This window comes from Acinetobacter rudis (assembly GCF_031157835.1).
GTDB lineage: Bacteria > Pseudomonadota > Gammaproteobacteria > Pseudomonadales > Moraxellaceae > Acinetobacter > Acinetobacter rudis_A.
The window spans coordinates 15,640-31,488 of the sequence record NZ_JAVIDR010000005.1; the positions used below are offsets into that span (position 1 = coordinate 15,640).

At 39.8% G+C, this 15,849-nt stretch carries 14 protein-coding genes; 3 read left to right on the forward strand and 11 right to left on the reverse strand.

The genetic code is table 11. The features are described 5' to 3' along the window. Positions 1–28: 28 nt before the first annotated feature. The 10 genes from craA to dxs form a co-directional block, all read right to left on the reverse strand. The gene (gene craA / locus RFH42_RS06885; RefSeq protein WP_308974865.1) at positions 29–1,258 is read right to left on the reverse strand and encodes a chloramphenicol efflux MFS transporter CraA; all 1,230 of its coding nucleotides are present in this window, start codon (positions 1,256–1,258) and stop codon (positions 29–31) included. Between the two features lie 312 nt (positions 1,259–1,570). Next, positions 1,571–1,858, reverse strand: coding sequence for an STAS domain-containing protein (locus RFH42_RS06890; RefSeq protein WP_308974866.1), 288 nt, complete (start codon positions 1,856–1,858; stop codon positions 1,571–1,573). Positions 1,859–1,882: 24 nt separating this feature from the next. Then, on the reverse strand, positions 1,883–2,512 hold the full coding sequence (locus RFH42_RS06895; protein ID WP_308974867.1) for an MlaC/ttg2D family ABC transporter substrate-binding protein: 630 nt from the start codon (positions 2,510–2,512) through the stop codon (positions 1,883–1,885). A 20-nt stretch (positions 2,513–2,532) separates the two neighbouring features. Beyond that, on the reverse strand, positions 2,533–3,195 hold the full coding sequence (gene mlaD / locus RFH42_RS06900) for an outer membrane lipid asymmetry maintenance protein MlaD (RefSeq protein ID WP_308974868.1): 663 nt from the start codon (positions 3,193–3,195) through the stop codon (positions 2,533–2,535). After that, the gene (gene mlaE / locus RFH42_RS06905; protein WP_308974869.1) at positions 3,195–3,974 is read right to left on the reverse strand and encodes a lipid asymmetry maintenance ABC transporter permease subunit MlaE; all 780 of its coding nucleotides are present in this window, start codon (positions 3,972–3,974) and stop codon (positions 3,195–3,197) included. The genes mlaD and mlaE overlap by 1 nt, the downstream gene beginning before the upstream one ends. Continuing rightward, positions 3,971–4,789 (reverse strand): ABC transporter ATP-binding protein, encoded by an 819-nt coding sequence (locus RFH42_RS06910; protein WP_308974870.1) that lies wholly within the window; start codon positions 4,787–4,789, stop codon positions 3,971–3,973. Before RFH42_RS06910 ends, mlaE begins: the two co-directional genes overlap by 4 nt. Before the next feature lie 524 nt (positions 4,790–5,313). Then, entirely contained in the window at positions 5,314–7,167 is a 1,854-nt protein-coding gene (locus tag RFH42_RS06915) for a DEAD/DEAH box helicase (protein ID WP_308974871.1), read from the reverse strand. Between the two features lie 366 nt (positions 7,168–7,533). Further along, positions 7,534–8,148, reverse strand: coding sequence for a MarC family protein (locus RFH42_RS06920; RefSeq protein WP_308974976.1), 615 nt, complete (start codon positions 8,146–8,148; stop codon positions 7,534–7,536). 255 nt (positions 8,149–8,403) lie between these two features. Continuing rightward, on the reverse strand, positions 8,404–9,234 hold the full coding sequence (locus RFH42_RS06925; RefSeq protein WP_308974872.1) for an inositol monophosphatase family protein: 831 nt from the start codon (positions 9,232–9,234) through the stop codon (positions 8,404–8,406). Between the two features lie 133 nt (positions 9,235–9,367). Then, the gene (gene dxs, locus RFH42_RS06930; protein WP_308974873.1) at positions 9,368–11,281 is read right to left on the reverse strand and encodes a 1-deoxy-D-xylulose-5-phosphate synthase; all 1,914 of its coding nucleotides are present in this window, start codon (positions 11,279–11,281) and stop codon (positions 9,368–9,370) included. Positions 11,282–11,586: 305 nt separating this feature from the next. On the opposite strand from dxs, the gene ribA reads away from it, so the two are divergent. Continuing rightward, the gene (gene ribA, locus RFH42_RS06935) at positions 11,587–12,189 is read left to right on the forward strand and encodes a GTP cyclohydrolase II (RefSeq protein ID WP_308974874.1); all 603 of its coding nucleotides are present in this window, start codon (positions 11,587–11,589) and stop codon (positions 12,187–12,189) included. A gap of 214 nt (positions 12,190–12,403) precedes the next feature. Here the strand turns inward: ribA and hemN are convergent, their stop codons facing one another. Continuing rightward, entirely contained in the window at positions 12,404–13,768 is a 1,365-nt protein-coding gene (gene hemN, locus RFH42_RS06940; RefSeq protein WP_308974875.1) for an oxygen-independent coproporphyrinogen III oxidase, read from the reverse strand. Positions 13,769–13,987: 219 nt separating this feature from the next. Between hemN and hemF the strand changes: the two genes are divergently transcribed. Further along, a complete protein-coding gene (gene hemF / locus RFH42_RS06945; RefSeq protein WP_308974876.1) occupies positions 13,988–14,941 on the forward strand; it encodes an oxygen-dependent coproporphyrinogen oxidase in 954 nt (317 codons plus the stop codon). A gap of 97 nt (positions 14,942–15,038) precedes the next feature. Next, complete coding sequence (aroE, locus tag RFH42_RS06950) at positions 15,039–15,827, forward strand: shikimate dehydrogenase (RefSeq protein ID WP_308974877.1); 789 nt, start codon at positions 15,039–15,041, stop codon at positions 15,825–15,827. Positions 15,828–15,849: the final 22 nt, after the last annotated feature.

A 15,849-nucleotide genomic window follows, 5' to 3' on the forward strand; every position in this document is an offset into this window, starting at 1 on the left:
TTATAACAAGTGGATTTTAAAGAATGAACTAGAAAAGTCCTTGTTCAACACGCTGTTTCATTTCCTTTTTCAGAGCCTTACGTGGGAAACCAAACCACATTAGCACCAAGAAGAAACAACATAAGCTGTATGCCAGAATATGAAATTCAATGTAAAGCACTCGTGCAGCTTCTAAAATAAAAAAGAAAGAGAACATCATCAGCATTGATACAGCTGCCGCGACCGTTCCCTTAGAAACATCTGAAGACATTAAGGCAAAACGATACATGACAGAAAAACTAATTCCCTCACCAAAACTGATTAAACTCATTCCGATGATCAGGCTCCAAATAAAATAGTCCTGCCAGATTGTGCCTAAGACTAAAACAACTGCGCCCAACAACATAATTGGTACACCAACCATTATTGTTTTCCCTAAAGCATATTTATCAATGACTTTAATTAATACAACATTACCTAAAATCAATGCACCCAAAATAGGGAATTGAGCTAGGCCATAGTCAAAACTACTCAAACCTAGCTCTTCAACCATCATAATCGGTGATAGTGCAATCCACAGCATTAACGGCATCGTAAGCATAGGTAAAGCAAAAGCTAAAGATAAGAAGCGACGGTTTCTATAGACTTGGGAAAAGTCTTTAAAGATGTAGCGAAATGAACGAGTAATTTCTGGCTTAGGTGCGTTTGGCATTTTATATTTCAAACCAAACCAACTCATAAAAGCGAGGAAGGCTATACCAATAAAACCCCAATGCCAAGAAATGTGATCAATCATTGCAGCTCCCACCACTGGGCCGAGCAAAGGAGCAAGTAAAGAGATATTCGCCATCAAGGACATCACTTTAATTGCATCACGTTCTGCAAAAATCTCTTGAATTGCAGCGTAACCCACTGCAGAAATTACAGTTAGCCCGACACCTTGTAAGAATCGCAAAACTAAAAATTGATAAATATCCTGAGTGAATAAAATCAGTAAACAGCAAACAACAAAAAACAGTACGCCTGTAAGTAATACAGGTTTACGACCTAATCGATCAGAGAGTGGCCCAAGTAACCAAGCAACACAGGCTCCCCCCAAGAGGTAAAAGGACATCGATGAAGGTGCCCAAACACTACTTACTCCGAATTCGCGTGTGATCGCCAACATCGCTGGTTGAATCAAATCATTCCCGATGTATACGGAAAATTCAAATAAGACCAATGCCAGCGGAAACATCAGCGTGGCGCGACTCAAGCTCACAGTTGAAGCATTCTGCATTATAAATTTCTCATTATAAATCAACATGCTAAAGAAGACCTGTATAAGATCAAGCACAATAATGTTGATTATAGATATGGATAAAATTGAATAAAAAACACACTATTAACTAGCGATGACACACACCGTATTCACAAGGTGTTTAGATCTAGAACAGAAAGGAGATATTTATTTTGAACAAAACGATTGTTTTGACTAGAGCCGCATTTTAACAATGCCCACTTTAATGTGCTAGTATTTTTTTATTATTACTCTGCAAACGACTCTAAATAATCTATCACAGCATTGAAACTGTGATAGACCTTTTTGCAATCAGATGATTTGTAAATGATCTGTTAAATGGCTTGCTTCAATAATTTTCAGCATTTTTTCTGGCACAGCAGTAAAAATAAGACCTTTCGCCTCAGGTGTTTGACGCAACCAACGCACCAAAACTGCTAATGCAATGGTATTCGCAGACTTTAACTCAGATAAGTTTACAGTCAATGGAAAGCTGTGCTGCTTTTCAATTATAGTGCGACCAGCCAAATACACCTGCTGAGCATTTTCAAAGTTAATTTCACCAGAAACGTGACATTGTTGATCTTTAAATTCAATCACTCTGTACCTACTGTCTATCTGCCATTATTTTTTATTTACAGCTGCTTCTGCATCTGGTTTAAAGCTAGAAATCGCTTTATCGATATTACCGCCATTGCTCTTCACGTTAGCAGCAAACTGATTACGGAACTGTAAGCCAAGATCAATACCAGAAACGTTTACGTTTCTAATTTTCCATTGGTTATTACTATCAGCCAACTGGAATGATACTGGAATTTTTTCCCCATTGTTATTGAAGTCAATCGTTACAACAGGAAACTTGCTACCAGACTCCTTATAAGGACGCATGGTATAACTTTGGTTTGAGTACTTAGCAAAAGCTGAACCATAGTTTTCAATCAGAGTTTCACGGAAATTTTTCTCAAATTGAGCACGTTGCGCAGCAGTACTATATTGATTTGTTGCATACGTACCCATGACTGTACGTGTAAATGCTTGTGAATCAATATATGGATCTAAGTTTTGACGTACCAAAGCTTTTACCACTGCTGGATTTTTAAGCTTAGCTTGATCTGCTTTAAGGCGTACAATTAAATTATCTGCAACACGCTTTACAAATGCTGGAGGGGTCTCACTCGGTGCTGCAAATGCATTGCTCATAAGCATGCTAGACAATACACCTGCAGTTAAAGTCGTTTTTAAAAACATATTCATTTCAGAGATTCCTCTTGAGCTTATTCTACAAATGATGTTTGAGCATCAGCTTGTTCGCCTGCATGCTCTGTCGAACCAGCAGCAGGTTTAGATGCTCCACCTGTAATAAATTTAGTGATTAAATCTTCAAGGTCCATTGTCCCTTGTGTATTACCAATACTTTCATTGCGTTTGAGATATTTGAATCCACCACCTGGAACGATTTTCAGGTATTTTTCACCTAATAAACCGTTTGTCGCAACCATGATATAAGCATCTTCGTCAATATTTGTTATGGATTTCATATTGTTAATTAGTTGCTGTTCCATCTCTTTTTGTTTCTCAGGAGCGGCAGCCTCATAATCCGAACTATAACGAAGTTCTTCAAGCGCATTTTTCTGTACTGTCTTTAATTGCTCAGCATTAAACGTTGTTAGCTGACCATCAAGATCAAATGTAACTGTTGCCATACGCGTAACTGGATCTAAAGTAATACGATCAACACGACCAATTGTTACACCACTCATGGTGACTTTTGCACGTGGTTTTAATCCATTCACATTATCAAATTGGGCAGTCATAGTATAATTGTCACGTAAATTACTGCCGACTAGACCACTCACCTTCATAGCAAGAAAGAATAATGCAACACCAAAAATAATGACGAAGATACCTACGGCCAGTTCACTAGTACGTGATTTCATCAAATTCCTCCAAACATGACCGCAGTCAAAACAAAATCGAAACCTAAAACACATAGTGATGAATACACTACTGTCTGTGTTGTCGCAGTAGAAATCCCTTCCGAGGTCGGTACACAGGCATAGCCTTGATACACAGCTATCCAAGTACAAATAAAGGCAAAAACAATACTCTTAATAATTGTCCCGTTAAAAATGTCATGCATAAACTCTACACTGTTTTGCATTCCACTCCAGAATGAGCCTTCATCTACACCTAAAAAATCTACGCCAACAAGCTTACCGCCAATAATACCAATTGCAGCAAAAATCACTGATAGCATTGGTAAACTAAACATACCAGCCCACAACCGTGGAGAGACAATACGCTTTAACGGATCAACCCCAATCATTTCCATACTAGAAAGCTGTTCAGTCGCTTTCATTAGACCGATTTCTGCAGTCAATGCCGAACCTGCTCGACCAGCAAAAAGTAATGCTGCAACAACAGGTGCCAATTCACGTAATAAGGTTAATGATACCATCGTGCCAAGCATCGCTTCAGAGCCAATATTGACTAAGATTGAATAGCCTTGAAGCCCTAAAACCAAACCGATAAATAAACCAGATACTGCGATAATTAAAAGTGATAACACACCAACGCGGTACATTTGGTAAATAAATAAGCGGACGCCTTGCCAAGTCGGTAGTGAAAAAACTATTTGCAATAACATTACCGTTGCTACGCCAACGCCACGAATGCTGGCAATAACACGTTGGCCTAAAGAGGCAATCGCATTCATGACTTCACCTCATGACTTAAGTAAGGCTGATGACTAAACTGATAATCAACAGGACCTTCATTTGAACCAGATAAAAATTGTTGTACAAATGCTGATGGATGATTTTTCAATTGTTCTGGCGTCCCTTCACCCTGAATAATGCCTTCAGCGACGACGTAAATGTAATCCGCAATTGATAAAGTTTCAGTGACATCATGTGAAACAATAATAGATGTCAAATCTAATGCTTCACGTAAAGAACGAATCAAACGCGTCAACACTCCCTTCACAATTGGATCTTGTCCAGCAAAAGGTTCATCATACATAATTAACTCTGGGTCCAAGACAATTGCCCTTGCTAAAGCAACTCGGCGATTCATACCACCAGAAAGCGCTGAAGGCATAAGTTGCTCTGTTCCCCTCAACCCAACAGCCTCTAACTTCAGTCCAATCAGTTCGGCAATTAAATGTTCGGGTAATTGGGTATGTGCTCTAAGTGGAAAAGCAACATTTTCATAAACAGACATGTCTGTAAATAAAGCACCACTTTGAAACAGCATGCCCATGCGTGCACGCGCTTGAAATAGTTCGGTTCGGGTCATTCCCGCAATATCAGTACCATCAAATAACACCTCACCGTGGTCAGGGGTCAATTGACCGCCCAACAAACGTAATAAGGTTGTCTTACCTGTACCAGATGGACCCATAATTGCGGTAATTTGTCCACGACGAATCTTCAGGCTAACATTTTCATAAATGACGCGTTCACCACGTTTAAAGCTTAGATCTTTGACCTCGACTAAGACTTCAGACTCAAGGTGCAATGGATTATTCATAACTGAACATTTTCCTGCAATATATCAGCCTGCATACTATAGCACCTGAAATTAACGATAGGATATGCTGATTGGAAAGAGACGACGCTCTAATGATAAGAAAGCACCATCGAACCCAACTTTTAATCAGCCTCTATTTTTTGTAAATTTTAACCTGCACCAATTAAGTGAATTATCCCATAAATTAGAAAAAAAAGTACAATTTACAGCTGACTAAAAAACCAACAAGCCTATGTTATCACTGTAAATTCAAGCCAAATTGTTGTTCTAATTACCCAATTATACTGTTAAAAAATGCCGTTAATCAGCTGATTTACAATAAAAAAAATGATATTAAAGAGCATTAATAAACCAAATATTGCGTACATCACGAGCAACGTAACCTTATGTGCCTAGATCTAATGACCCCACTATTTTATATATTTATCATTTTTTTTCAATAACAAGACATTCATCACATTTATTTTATTTGATTTAAATGAAAAAAAACCAGTCCGTAGACTGGTTTAATTCTTCGTATCTGATTAGTCGTTAAATTTACGACGACGATCGAAACCTTCACCACCTTCACGGCGTGGACGATCATTGTTAAATTCACGACGTGGACGATCTTCACCACCAAAGTTACGTTTAGGACGATCTTCGCCACCAAAGTTACGTTTAGGGCGATCATCACCAGCAAAGTTACGCTTAGGACGATCATCACCAGCAAAGTTACGTTTAGGACGATCAGAGAAGTTGCCTTCACGACGTGGCTTATAATCTACACGATTACCACGGTTGTCATCATTCGCATCAAAACGCGGTTTATCATTAAAACCACCTTCGCGGCGAGGACGGTCGTTATTGAACTCACGACGTGGACGATCGTTGTTAAATTCGCGACGTGGACGGTCTTCGTTAAATTCACGACGTGGACGATCGTTGTTAAATTCGCGACGTGGACGATCTTCGTTAAATTCACGACGTGGACGATCGTTGTTAAATTCGCGACGTGGACGGTCTTCGTTAAATTCACGACGTGGACGGTCTTCATTAAACTCGCGACGTGGACGGTCTTCTGAATACGAACGACGTTCGCCATCACGACCACCTTCACGGCGTTTAAAGTTACCTTCACCCTCAAAACGACGACGACCACCGCCAAAACCACCACGGCCACCATCACGTTTACCACCACGACCACCATCACGGCGTTGTTTTGCTGGTGGTGGAGATGGCTCTAAACCTTCAATTTCAGATACATTTAAACGTGCATCTAAATAGTCTTCCAGCGCACGAATCTTACCACGTTCACGATAAGTCGCTAAAGTAATTGCTTTACCAGTACGACCCGCACGACCTGTACGACCAATACGGTGTACATAATCTTCGTTTTTCATTGGAAGACCAAAGTTAATCACGTGAGAGATTGTTGGTACATCTAGACCACGTGCAGCAACATCAGTCGCAACTAAAATTTTTGCACGACCTTCACGGATACTACGTAAACGACGGTTACGTACAGTTTGAGGCATCGCACCATGAAGTGCTACGACAGAAAGACCAGCTTCAGCAAGTTCTTCTGCAAGCATATCTGTATCTTCTTGTGTGCTTGCAAATACAACTGCTTGATCTAAGTCTTCTTCACTTAACCAATGCGTAAGCAATTTTTTCTTATGCTCAAAACCATCAGTCCAGTGCAAAGTCTGCGTAATATCAGTATTTGTTGTATGACCAGTTTCAATCGCAATACGCTCAGGTTCATTCATCATACGCTCAGCTAAACGAATAATACGGTCAGCAAAAGTCGCAGAGAACATTAATGTTTGAGTACGATTAGCAGCAAGATCACTGATTGCTTCTAGATCTTCAGAGAAGCCTAAGTCAAGCATACGGTCTGCTTCATCAACGATTAATGCATTAACTTGATCAAGTTTAATTTGACGGCGATTCACTAAATCCAATAAACGGCCTGGAGTGGCAACAACCACTTGAGCACCTTTTAATTGTTGGATTTGTTTACCAAAAGGCATACCACCCATAATTGCAGCAATACGTACACCTTTCATGTGTCGTACAAATGCAATCGCATCTTGACTCACTTGTTGAGCCAATTCACGTGTTGGGCACAATACCAAAATACTTGGCTGTGTTACTGCACGCATACGCTCTTTAAAAGGTACAAAAGTATCTTGTGTAGCAAGCGCGTTTAAAGTAGGGAGTAAGAAAGCAGCAGTCTTACCAGAACCAGTCTGGCTAGAAACGAGAAGGTCTTTACCTTCTAAAGCAGCAGGAATCGACTGTTCTTGCACAGGCGTAGGCGCAGTAAAGCCTAGGCTTTCAAGTGCTTTATGTAGAGATTCATGCAAAGGAAATTCAGCAAAAGTTTTGCTCATAGAGACGTTCACCCTAAACTGGGTGCTCCATTAATATAATCAGATGGACATCGGCAAAAAGCGGCACAGCAATAGACGCTGAAAAAATGAAATCAGCGGCAATCCGTGTTTAAGGACGATGTGATATAACGCACGTATGAATACGGCCGGAACCTGAAAGAATCGCTTTAGCGATTGGGGCGCGATATATCGTCCTCTTTGGACTGCACGCGCATACACAATGATAAGTAGAGAATGTTCAGGTATTGAACTGAATTGAGGTGCGTGGCCGAAGTATAACAGCTATTATGCAAAAGTCACGCTAAAAATCATGATTCTTCCTAATTTTATTTTCATGATCAAATAAACAGCCATCACAACCTCGCATTAGAAATCCTTCACAACTCCCAACACCCCTGTAATCATCATATCAATTGCAATTGTTCCAACTAAAAGTGCTGATAAACGTCCCACAATATCTACATAGTGATCAATATATTTGGCATGTTTTGTGCGCAAATTATCATGTGCATATTTCATCAAAATTAAGATGCTACAGCTTAATAGCAATGTTAAACCAATCACTAATGCAGCACTGAGTAACGGTAAATGCACCCCTGTAACAACAGCTGCACTAATTGTTCCTGGCCCAATCATAAAGGGCATAGCAATCATACCGGCGGCGTGTTCTGAGGCACCACGAATAGCTCCAATTGTATCGGCTCCTTCAAATACGTAGCGGTAACCAATCACCAAAAATATAATACCGCCGAAAATTTGAAAGGCTTCAAAGCGCACCTGAAGAAAATCACTAAATATCGCTTCCCCACCCCAGGCAAAAAGAATAAAAACGCTCAGTGCAATGAAAGCACCTTGAATCAAAGCTCGGGTAAATACCTTAAATTCTAAATTACGAATCAACCCCAGCATATAAATGCTCATTAAAAAAGGGTTCAATAAAGCAAAGAATAACGCGAAAGAATGAATATGCGAGGTCAACAAAATAATGATCCAGCCCACTGATCTAATGATAAAACACGAACGAAATATGTTCAGAATACAATGTAAGCTAGGTTTATCCAAAACCTAAACGCAATATTATGTTTTATTTTAGTTAACATGAACTTAACAACAAGATTTTGCTTTTTATCTAGACCACACGAAGTAAATAGAAAAAGCCTGAGTAATAATATTACTCAGGCTTTTTAAAAGAGATCATCAAATACAGCGATTTAATGTTCATATTAATAATTAAAATTATTTTGCAGCTTCACCCCAAGCAGGAACAACTGCTTGCATTAACGGTTTTAACATTTTCATTGAACTTGCAATAACTTGACCATTTTGCATTGCGTCAGTACCACCACGCGCATCAACAACTGTACCACCTGCTTCTTTAACAATCAGCTCACCAGCAGCAATATCCCATGGTTTTAGACCTAACTCAAAGTAGCCATCGAAACGCCCAGCAGCAACGTAAGCCAAATCAAGTGCAGCTGAACCAGAGCGACGATACTGTGCACCAGCTTCAGTCACAGCAAGTAATGAGTCAAAATGATTTTTTGCATATGAAATAATTTCACCGTTACGTTTAGCACGATATGCATGCCCAACCGCAAGGAAAGTATTTTCTAAACTATCTTTAATATTAACGCGAATACGGCGTTGATTCATCATTGCGCCACGACCACGACTTGCTGAGAATAGCTCGTCTTTTACTGGATCGTAGATTACGCCATGCTGTGTAACACCTTTGTGTTGTACTGCAATAGAAATACAAAAATGAGGAAAACCATTAATGAAGTTTAAAGTGCCATCTAAAGGATCAATCACCCAGCACCAATCTGCATCATGACCTTTACCTTCTTGTAGACCAAATTCTTCACCTAAGAAGCTATGGCTTTTATAACTTTTACGAAGTGTATCAATGGTCAATTGTTCAAGGTAACGGTCAACACGTGTTACAGGACCGTCTATACCTTTTTCTTCAACTTGTAGATCAAGTTTATGACGATTTTGATGCGCTTTTAAAAGCTCTTGACCAACTGTTTGAGCCGCACGCGCAGCCATCACCACCATAGGTTCCATTGAACACCCACTACAAATTTAAAAATACTGATAAAGAATAATGCATAAAAGCGTCGACATTTTAGCAAATATCGACGCTTTTTGGGGATGTTTTTTCTAAAACTTTTTAATCATTTGAAATCACGCAGATTATTCATTCAATTTCTGCAGTAAGATTAGACCAAGTTTGAGTGACTGATTGCTCAATACCAGATGCATCAAGTCCACATGCAGATAGCATTTCGGCATGTGTTGCTTGTGCCAAGAATGCATCGGGTAGTCCAAGATTTACGATTGGTTTTAAAATATGTTCTTGAGCGAGCAACTCATTTACTGCACTACCAGCGCCTGCCATTACAGCATGTTCTTCAACCGTTACAAACAAATCTGTTTTCGCTGCATAGTCACGAATAATTTGTGCATCTAATGGTTTAATAAAACGCATATTAATGACATCAACAGCAACTTGTAAACGATTAGCTAGGCGCTCAGCAGCCTCAATAGCAACGTGAACACGACTACCAAAAGCTAAAATCGTAATTCGATCTGATGCATCAATATGAAAACTTGCTACCAATTCTGCACGACCAATTTCCAAGCTTTGTAACTCAGTCTCAATCTTAACCCCTAGACCATTACCCCGTGGATAACGCACGGCTGCGGGTCCAGGATATAGATAAGCTGTATGCAACATTTGGCGGCATTCATTTTCATCTTTCGGTGCCATAATCACAATATTTGGAACAGTACGCATATAGGCATAATCATAAGCACCTGCATGTGTCGGACCATCCTCTCCAACCAAACCAGCTCGATCAATTCCAAATGTTACGTCAAGATTTTGTAATGCGACATCATGAATAAACTGGTCATAACCACGTTGCAGAAAAGTCGAATAGATTGCTACGACAGGTTTTAACCCCTCGCAAGCCATTCCTGCTGCAAGTGTTACCGCATGTTGTTCTGCAATTGCCACATCAAAATAACGATCAGGATATTGAGCTGCAAACTTGACCATTCCAGAACCTTCGCACATGGCAGGAGTAATAGCCAATAAGCGTGAATCTTGTTCAGCCTCATCACACAACCATTGCCCAAACACATCAGCATACTTAGGTGCACTTGGTTGATTTGAAGAACTTGTAACTGTACTTTTACCTATTGCATGATACTTAATTTGATCTGCCTCAGCAGGTGCAAAGCCCTTACCTTTCGTCGTATAAACATGAATTAGACGTGGTCCTTTACGTTTTTTAACGGCAGTAAGTACGTTCACCAATTGGTCAACATCGTGACCATCAAAGGGACCAAAATAATCAAAGCCAATCGCTTTAAATAAGTTATCAGCTGCATCTGTTGCAGGTTGATGCAAACGAGAGTTATAACTCCAATTTGGATGTGACTGAATAAATGCTTGACCATCGGCATCAAGTTGGACAGATTGGCCCTGCTCCCATATAGCAGCTAAATGTTTTGCAAAACCACCCGTACTACATGAGATTGACATATCATTGTCATTTAAAATGACTATAAGATCAGCATTATGGGCAACAGCATCATTCAATGCTTCAAATGCCATTCCTGCGGTCATAGCACCATCACCAACAACAGAAACCACTTGGCATGGATCTTTTTGATAACGACGAGCCAAAGCCATGCCTAAGCCAGCAGAAATTGCAGTCGATGAATGTCCTACACCAAAGGTGTCAAATTCAGACTCATCTCGTGCCGGAAATGCTGCCAAGCCATCTTTGGCTCGGATTGTGGTTAAACGGTCTCGGCGACCAGTTAAAACCTTATGAGGATAAGCCTGATGACCAACATCCCAAATTAGACGGTCTAAGGGCGTATTAAAGCAATAATGCAAAGCAACAGTAAGCTCTATGACACCAAGGTTTGCACCAAAATGACCACCACTTTGCCCAGCGGCATAAAGTATATACTGGCGTAATTCATCCGCCACTTGAGTTAACTGGCTTTGCTCAAGTTGACGTAATTGCTGTGGATGATTAATTTCATCTAACAAAGGCGTAACTGGACGCTGAGCAGGTATTTCTGTATACAACATATATGGCAAAGCCTTCTTTAGCCTGGCAAATCCTAAGCTAGGTAAACGGGTAAATGCGATTAGGGTCGAATTATATCACTTCCAATCAATTACATGGTGATTGGTCATGCTTAAGGATAAAAAGCATATCGTAATTGTATCTTAGCCCCGATTATCCTGAATATTCTTACAACTTATCAACTATTATTGTTAGCTTTATACAAAAAAGAAAACGGAAAGTATCTAAACATAATTCACAGTTCTATTAATACTTGAGCTTTAAGCTATACTTTAGCCTATATCGAATCTCATAAATGGATCAAATCGTGCCGATAGAATTTGTTGCAACCTCACAGCTCCCAACCGCTTTTGGGGACTTTAAAGTCAGTGTATTTCAAGATCCTCAGACTGGTGAAGAACATGTTGCTTTATCCAAAGGACTAGAAAACACACCAACAGAACCTGTACTCGTTCGTTTACATTCCGAATGTTTAACTGGCGATGCCTTTGCCTCACTCAAATGCGATTGTGGTCCACAGCTACAAAACACGATGAAAATGATTAATTCCGCAGGTCAAGGCGTGATTCTCTACTTACGCCAAGAGGGACGCGGCATTGGTTTAACCAATAAAATTCGTGCTTATGCATTACAAGATCAAGGGCATGACACGGTAGACGCCAATTTACTTCTAAACCTTCCAGCAGATGCACGTCGTTATGACATGTGTAGTATTATGTTAGAACATTTAAAAGTTAAACAAGTCAAACTCATTACCAACAACCCTCTTAAAATTAAGGCATTACAAGAACTTGGAATTGATGTTGTAGAGCGTGTAGCCTTAACAGTAGGTTTAAACCCGAAAAATGCCGAATATCTCAAAACAAAACACGAACGTATGTCACATATGTACAGTGAAGATGATTTTTAAAGACATGTATTAAAACTCAACAATACATAAATAGAAGCTGCGATTAAGACATAACATGGATGTTATCAGCAGTTTGGGAATGCCTATGTCTACTCAAAAGCCCTCAACTAAACTTTGTCTTGGGCTAAGCTGTTTTTTTGGCAAAGCTCAAGACTCTACGCTATTTATATTTATCTACATACTTCTGTCACTACACAAAATTTATTTCAAAACATTAAATGGTCATGGAAAAAATTTGCGTTTCAGGTCGTTTGCGCTTTAAGTGTAGATCAAAGGCCATACAAATATTACGAACAAAGGCTTTACCTTGCTCTGTAACTAAGATTCGATCTTGCTCAATATTTAACAAACCATCTGATTGCATTTCTGTTAACTGTTGCTGGACTTGGTTACGTTCTGGAAAATCCATTGCTGGGTCAGCCCATGACGTCTGAAAACTACACATAAGATTTAAAATATGTTGGCGGATTTTTAAATCCTCTACACTTAATACGTGTCCTTTCACTACGGGAATCTCATCTCGCTGTAGACAAGCATAATAAGCATCTAAATCCTTTTCATTCTGCGCAAAGCTATACCAGCTATCACTAATCGAGGATACGCCTAGTCCAATCATAACTTGTGTTTTAGACGAGGTATAACCCATAAAGTTACGATGTAATTTGCCAGCTTGGAAAGATTGGTACATACCATCTTCAGCAAGTGCAAAATGATCCATACCAATTTCATGATAACCATGCGCCAATAGTTGCTTTTTACCTTCCTCATACAAGGTACGTTTTACATCATCCTTGGGAACATCATGATCTTTAAATCCACGCTGCCCATTCCCCTTAATCCATGGCACATGTGCATAACTATAAAATGCTAATCGATCAGGCATTAAACTTTTCGTCAAATCTATGGTATTCAATACATCTGCTAATTGTTGAAAAGGCAAACCAAAAACTAAATCATGTGAAATTGAGCTATAACCGATTTCACGTGCCCACTTTGTAACATTTTCAACATGCTCAAAGGGTTGTATTCGATGAATCGCTTTTTGCACGGTATCGTTATAGTCTTGCACACCATAACTCACACGGCGAAATCCAAGATCATACAAAGCCTGCAAATGTTCTCGTGTAGTGCTATTCGGATGACCCTCAAAACTAAACTCATGTGTATTGGCAACCTGAGCTTTGGCTAGAATCCCTCGAATGAGCTGCTGTAAATGTTCAACAGAAAAAAATGTTGGTGTACCACCACCCAAATGAATTTCCTTAATAATGGGTTTATCTTTTAATAACTGACAATATAAATCCCACTCTTTTAACACCGCTTCAATATAAGGCAATTCCATTTCATGCCTTTTGGTCACCTTCTTATGACATCCACAAAAAGTACAAAGACTCTCACAAAACGGCAAATGAATATAAATACTAATGCCTTCACTTTGATTAGACTCATCAAACGAACGCTTTAACGTTTGTTGCCATTGTTGCAGTGAAAATGATTCTTGATTCCAGTATGGAACTGTTGGGTAACTTGTATAACGTGGACCTGTTACATTATATTTTTGAATTAAAGAACAACTCATATTCACTGCCCAACATATGATTAACATTAATAAAGATGAAAAAAGCTCTGTTCATTCACCATGACTACATTGTGCTAAGCTTAAATCTAGATTTCAACCCAGTGAAATGCTCGGGATTTTAAATTATTTTCAAAGACTTTGTTCGCACACAAGTTTTCCTTTTCAATGATTTTATGCTTTGATGTAGCCAATATTACCCCCTTGTCTCTGAGGACTCACATGCCCAACCCGACTTCAATGGACATCCAACGTGTCCGTGAATTTCTCCTTGACTTACAATCCCGTATTTGTGCAGCACTGGAACTACAAGAACAAAAAAATGGCGGTGGCGCACAATTTGACTTTGATCACTGGAAGCGCCCAGAAGGCGGTGGCGGTCTGTCACGTGTTTTACAAAATGGTGATGTAATTGAAAAAGGTGGAGTCATGTTTTCACACATTGACATCACCCGATTACCAGCCTCAGCAACTGAACGTCACCCAGACATTGCAGGTGCAAAAGCTCAAGCTCTAGGGGTGTCCTTAGTTATTCATCCCAAAAATCCAAATGTACCAACATCGCATGCTAACGTACGCTTATTTGTTGCTGAGCCTGAAGGTAAGCAACCAATTTGGTGGTTCGGTGGAGGCTTCGATTTAACCCCTTTTTATCCTAATGATGAAGATGTCTTAGCATGGCATCAAAAAGCATATGATCTCTGTGCTCCATTTGGTGATCAAGTTTATGCCAAGCATAAACAGTGGTGTGATGATTACTTCTATTTAAAGCATCGCGATGAACAACGTGGTGTTGGCGGTTTATTCTTTGATGACCTAAATTGTTGGGATTTTGAGAAATGTTTTGATTATATTCAGGCTGTGGCTAATGGTTATCTTGAAGCGATTATTCCTATCTTTGAAAAAAACCAAAATAAACCGTATACCGAAGCACAACGTGATTTCCAACTCTACCGTCGTGGCCGCTACGTCGAATATAATCTCGTTTATGACCGTGGTACTTTGTTTGGTCTACAAACAGGTGGACGCATTGAATCAATTTTAGTGAGCCTACCCAATCTAGCAGCATGGACTTATCGCCCGATCTGGGATGAACAATCAGCTGAAAAACGTCTCGTTGACTATTATCTCAAACCGAGGGACTGGTTAAACGAACTAAAAAATGCATCGCCATAAGTTGATTTTTGGCCAACACGCTCTGATAAGGTGGTTTCGCATTTATTCAATGCCTCACCTTATCTTTATTTATCTCAGACCCTAATGGACCCCCATTATGCCTAAACAATTTGCAGTCATTGGCAACCCAATCGAACAGTCTCGCTCACCTGAACTTCATCAAGCCTTTGCCCAAGATCTTGGCATCAATTTACAATATAATAAACGTTTAGCAGCGCTTGATGGTTTTGAGCAGAGTATAGAAGACTTCTTTAAACAAGGTGGACAAGGTTTAAACGTCACAGTTCCATTTAAAGAACAAGCTTTTGCTCTATGTGGCCATTTAACTGAACGTGCCAAAATTGCTAAAGCAGTCAACACGCTTTGGATGGAGAATGGCGTACTTCATGGCGACAATACAGATGGTCAGGGTTTAGTTAATGCAATTGCAGCATTAGGCTGGTCATTAGAAAATAGCCGTATTCTCATTTTAGGTGCTGGCGGCGCAACTCGAGGGGTCATTTTCCCACTTGCCCAAGCAGGTGCACAATATATTCAAATTGCCAATCGTACGCTCTCACGCGCACAACAACTGGTTGAAGATTTAAAAACTGCTATAGGTAAAACTCAACTTCATGCCACAGCGCTCGATCAACTTCATGGTGAATTCGATCTCGTGATTAACGCAACATCTGCAAGTCTAACAGGTGAAGCACTTCAACTCCCAGAAACACTCAAATTTGATCATGCCTATGAAATGGCCTATGGCAAAGCATCAAGCTTCTTGGATCAGGCCCACCAACGCGGTGTAAGCTCAAGTGATGGCTATGGCATGTTAGTTGGGCAAGCCATTGAAGCCTTTGAAATTTGGCATATGGTCCGTCCCGATCTAAAAAAATTCCTTTAATCAAAAAAGGAGCTTCAATTGA

Excerpts from the sequence above, each read along its gene's own strand:
- hemN (WP_308974875.1), bottom strand. The coding sequence starts at position 13,768 with ATGAGTTGTTCTTTAATTCAAAAATATAATGTAACAGGTCCACGTTAT.
- aroE (WP_308974877.1), top strand. The coding sequence starts at position 15,039 with ATGCCTAAACAATTTGCAGTCATTGGCAACCCAATCGAACAGTCTCGC.
- RFH42_RS06910 (WP_308974870.1), bottom strand. The coding sequence starts at position 4,789 with ATGAATAATCCATTGCACCTTGAGTCTGAAGTCTTAGTCGAGGTCAAA.
- mlaE (WP_308974869.1), bottom strand. The coding sequence starts at position 3,974 with ATGAATGCGATTGCCTCTTTAGGCCAACGTGTTATTGCCAGCATTCGT.
- craA (WP_308974865.1), bottom strand. The coding sequence starts at position 1,258 with ATGCAGAATGCTTCAACTGTGAGCTTGAGTCGCGCCACGCTGATGTTT.
- hemF (WP_308974876.1), top strand. The coding sequence starts at position 13,988 with ATGCCCAACCCGACTTCAATGGACATCCAACGTGTCCGTGAATTTCTC.
- RFH42_RS06915 (WP_308974871.1), bottom strand. The coding sequence starts at position 7,167 with ATGAGCAAAACTTTTGCTGAATTTCCTTTGCATGAATCTCTACATAAA.
- RFH42_RS06895 (WP_308974867.1), bottom strand. The coding sequence starts at position 2,512 with ATGAATATGTTTTTAAAAACGACTTTAACTGCAGGTGTATTGTCTAGC.
- mlaD (WP_308974868.1), bottom strand. The coding sequence starts at position 3,195 with ATGAAATCACGTACTAGTGAACTGGCCGTAGGTATCTTCGTCATTATT.
- RFH42_RS06925 (WP_308974872.1), bottom strand. The coding sequence starts at position 9,234 with ATGGAACCTATGGTGGTGATGGCTGCGCGTGCGGCTCAAACAGTTGGT.
- dxs (WP_308974873.1), bottom strand. The coding sequence starts at position 11,281 with ATGTTGTATACAGAAATACCTGCTCAGCGTCCAGTTACGCCTTTGTTA.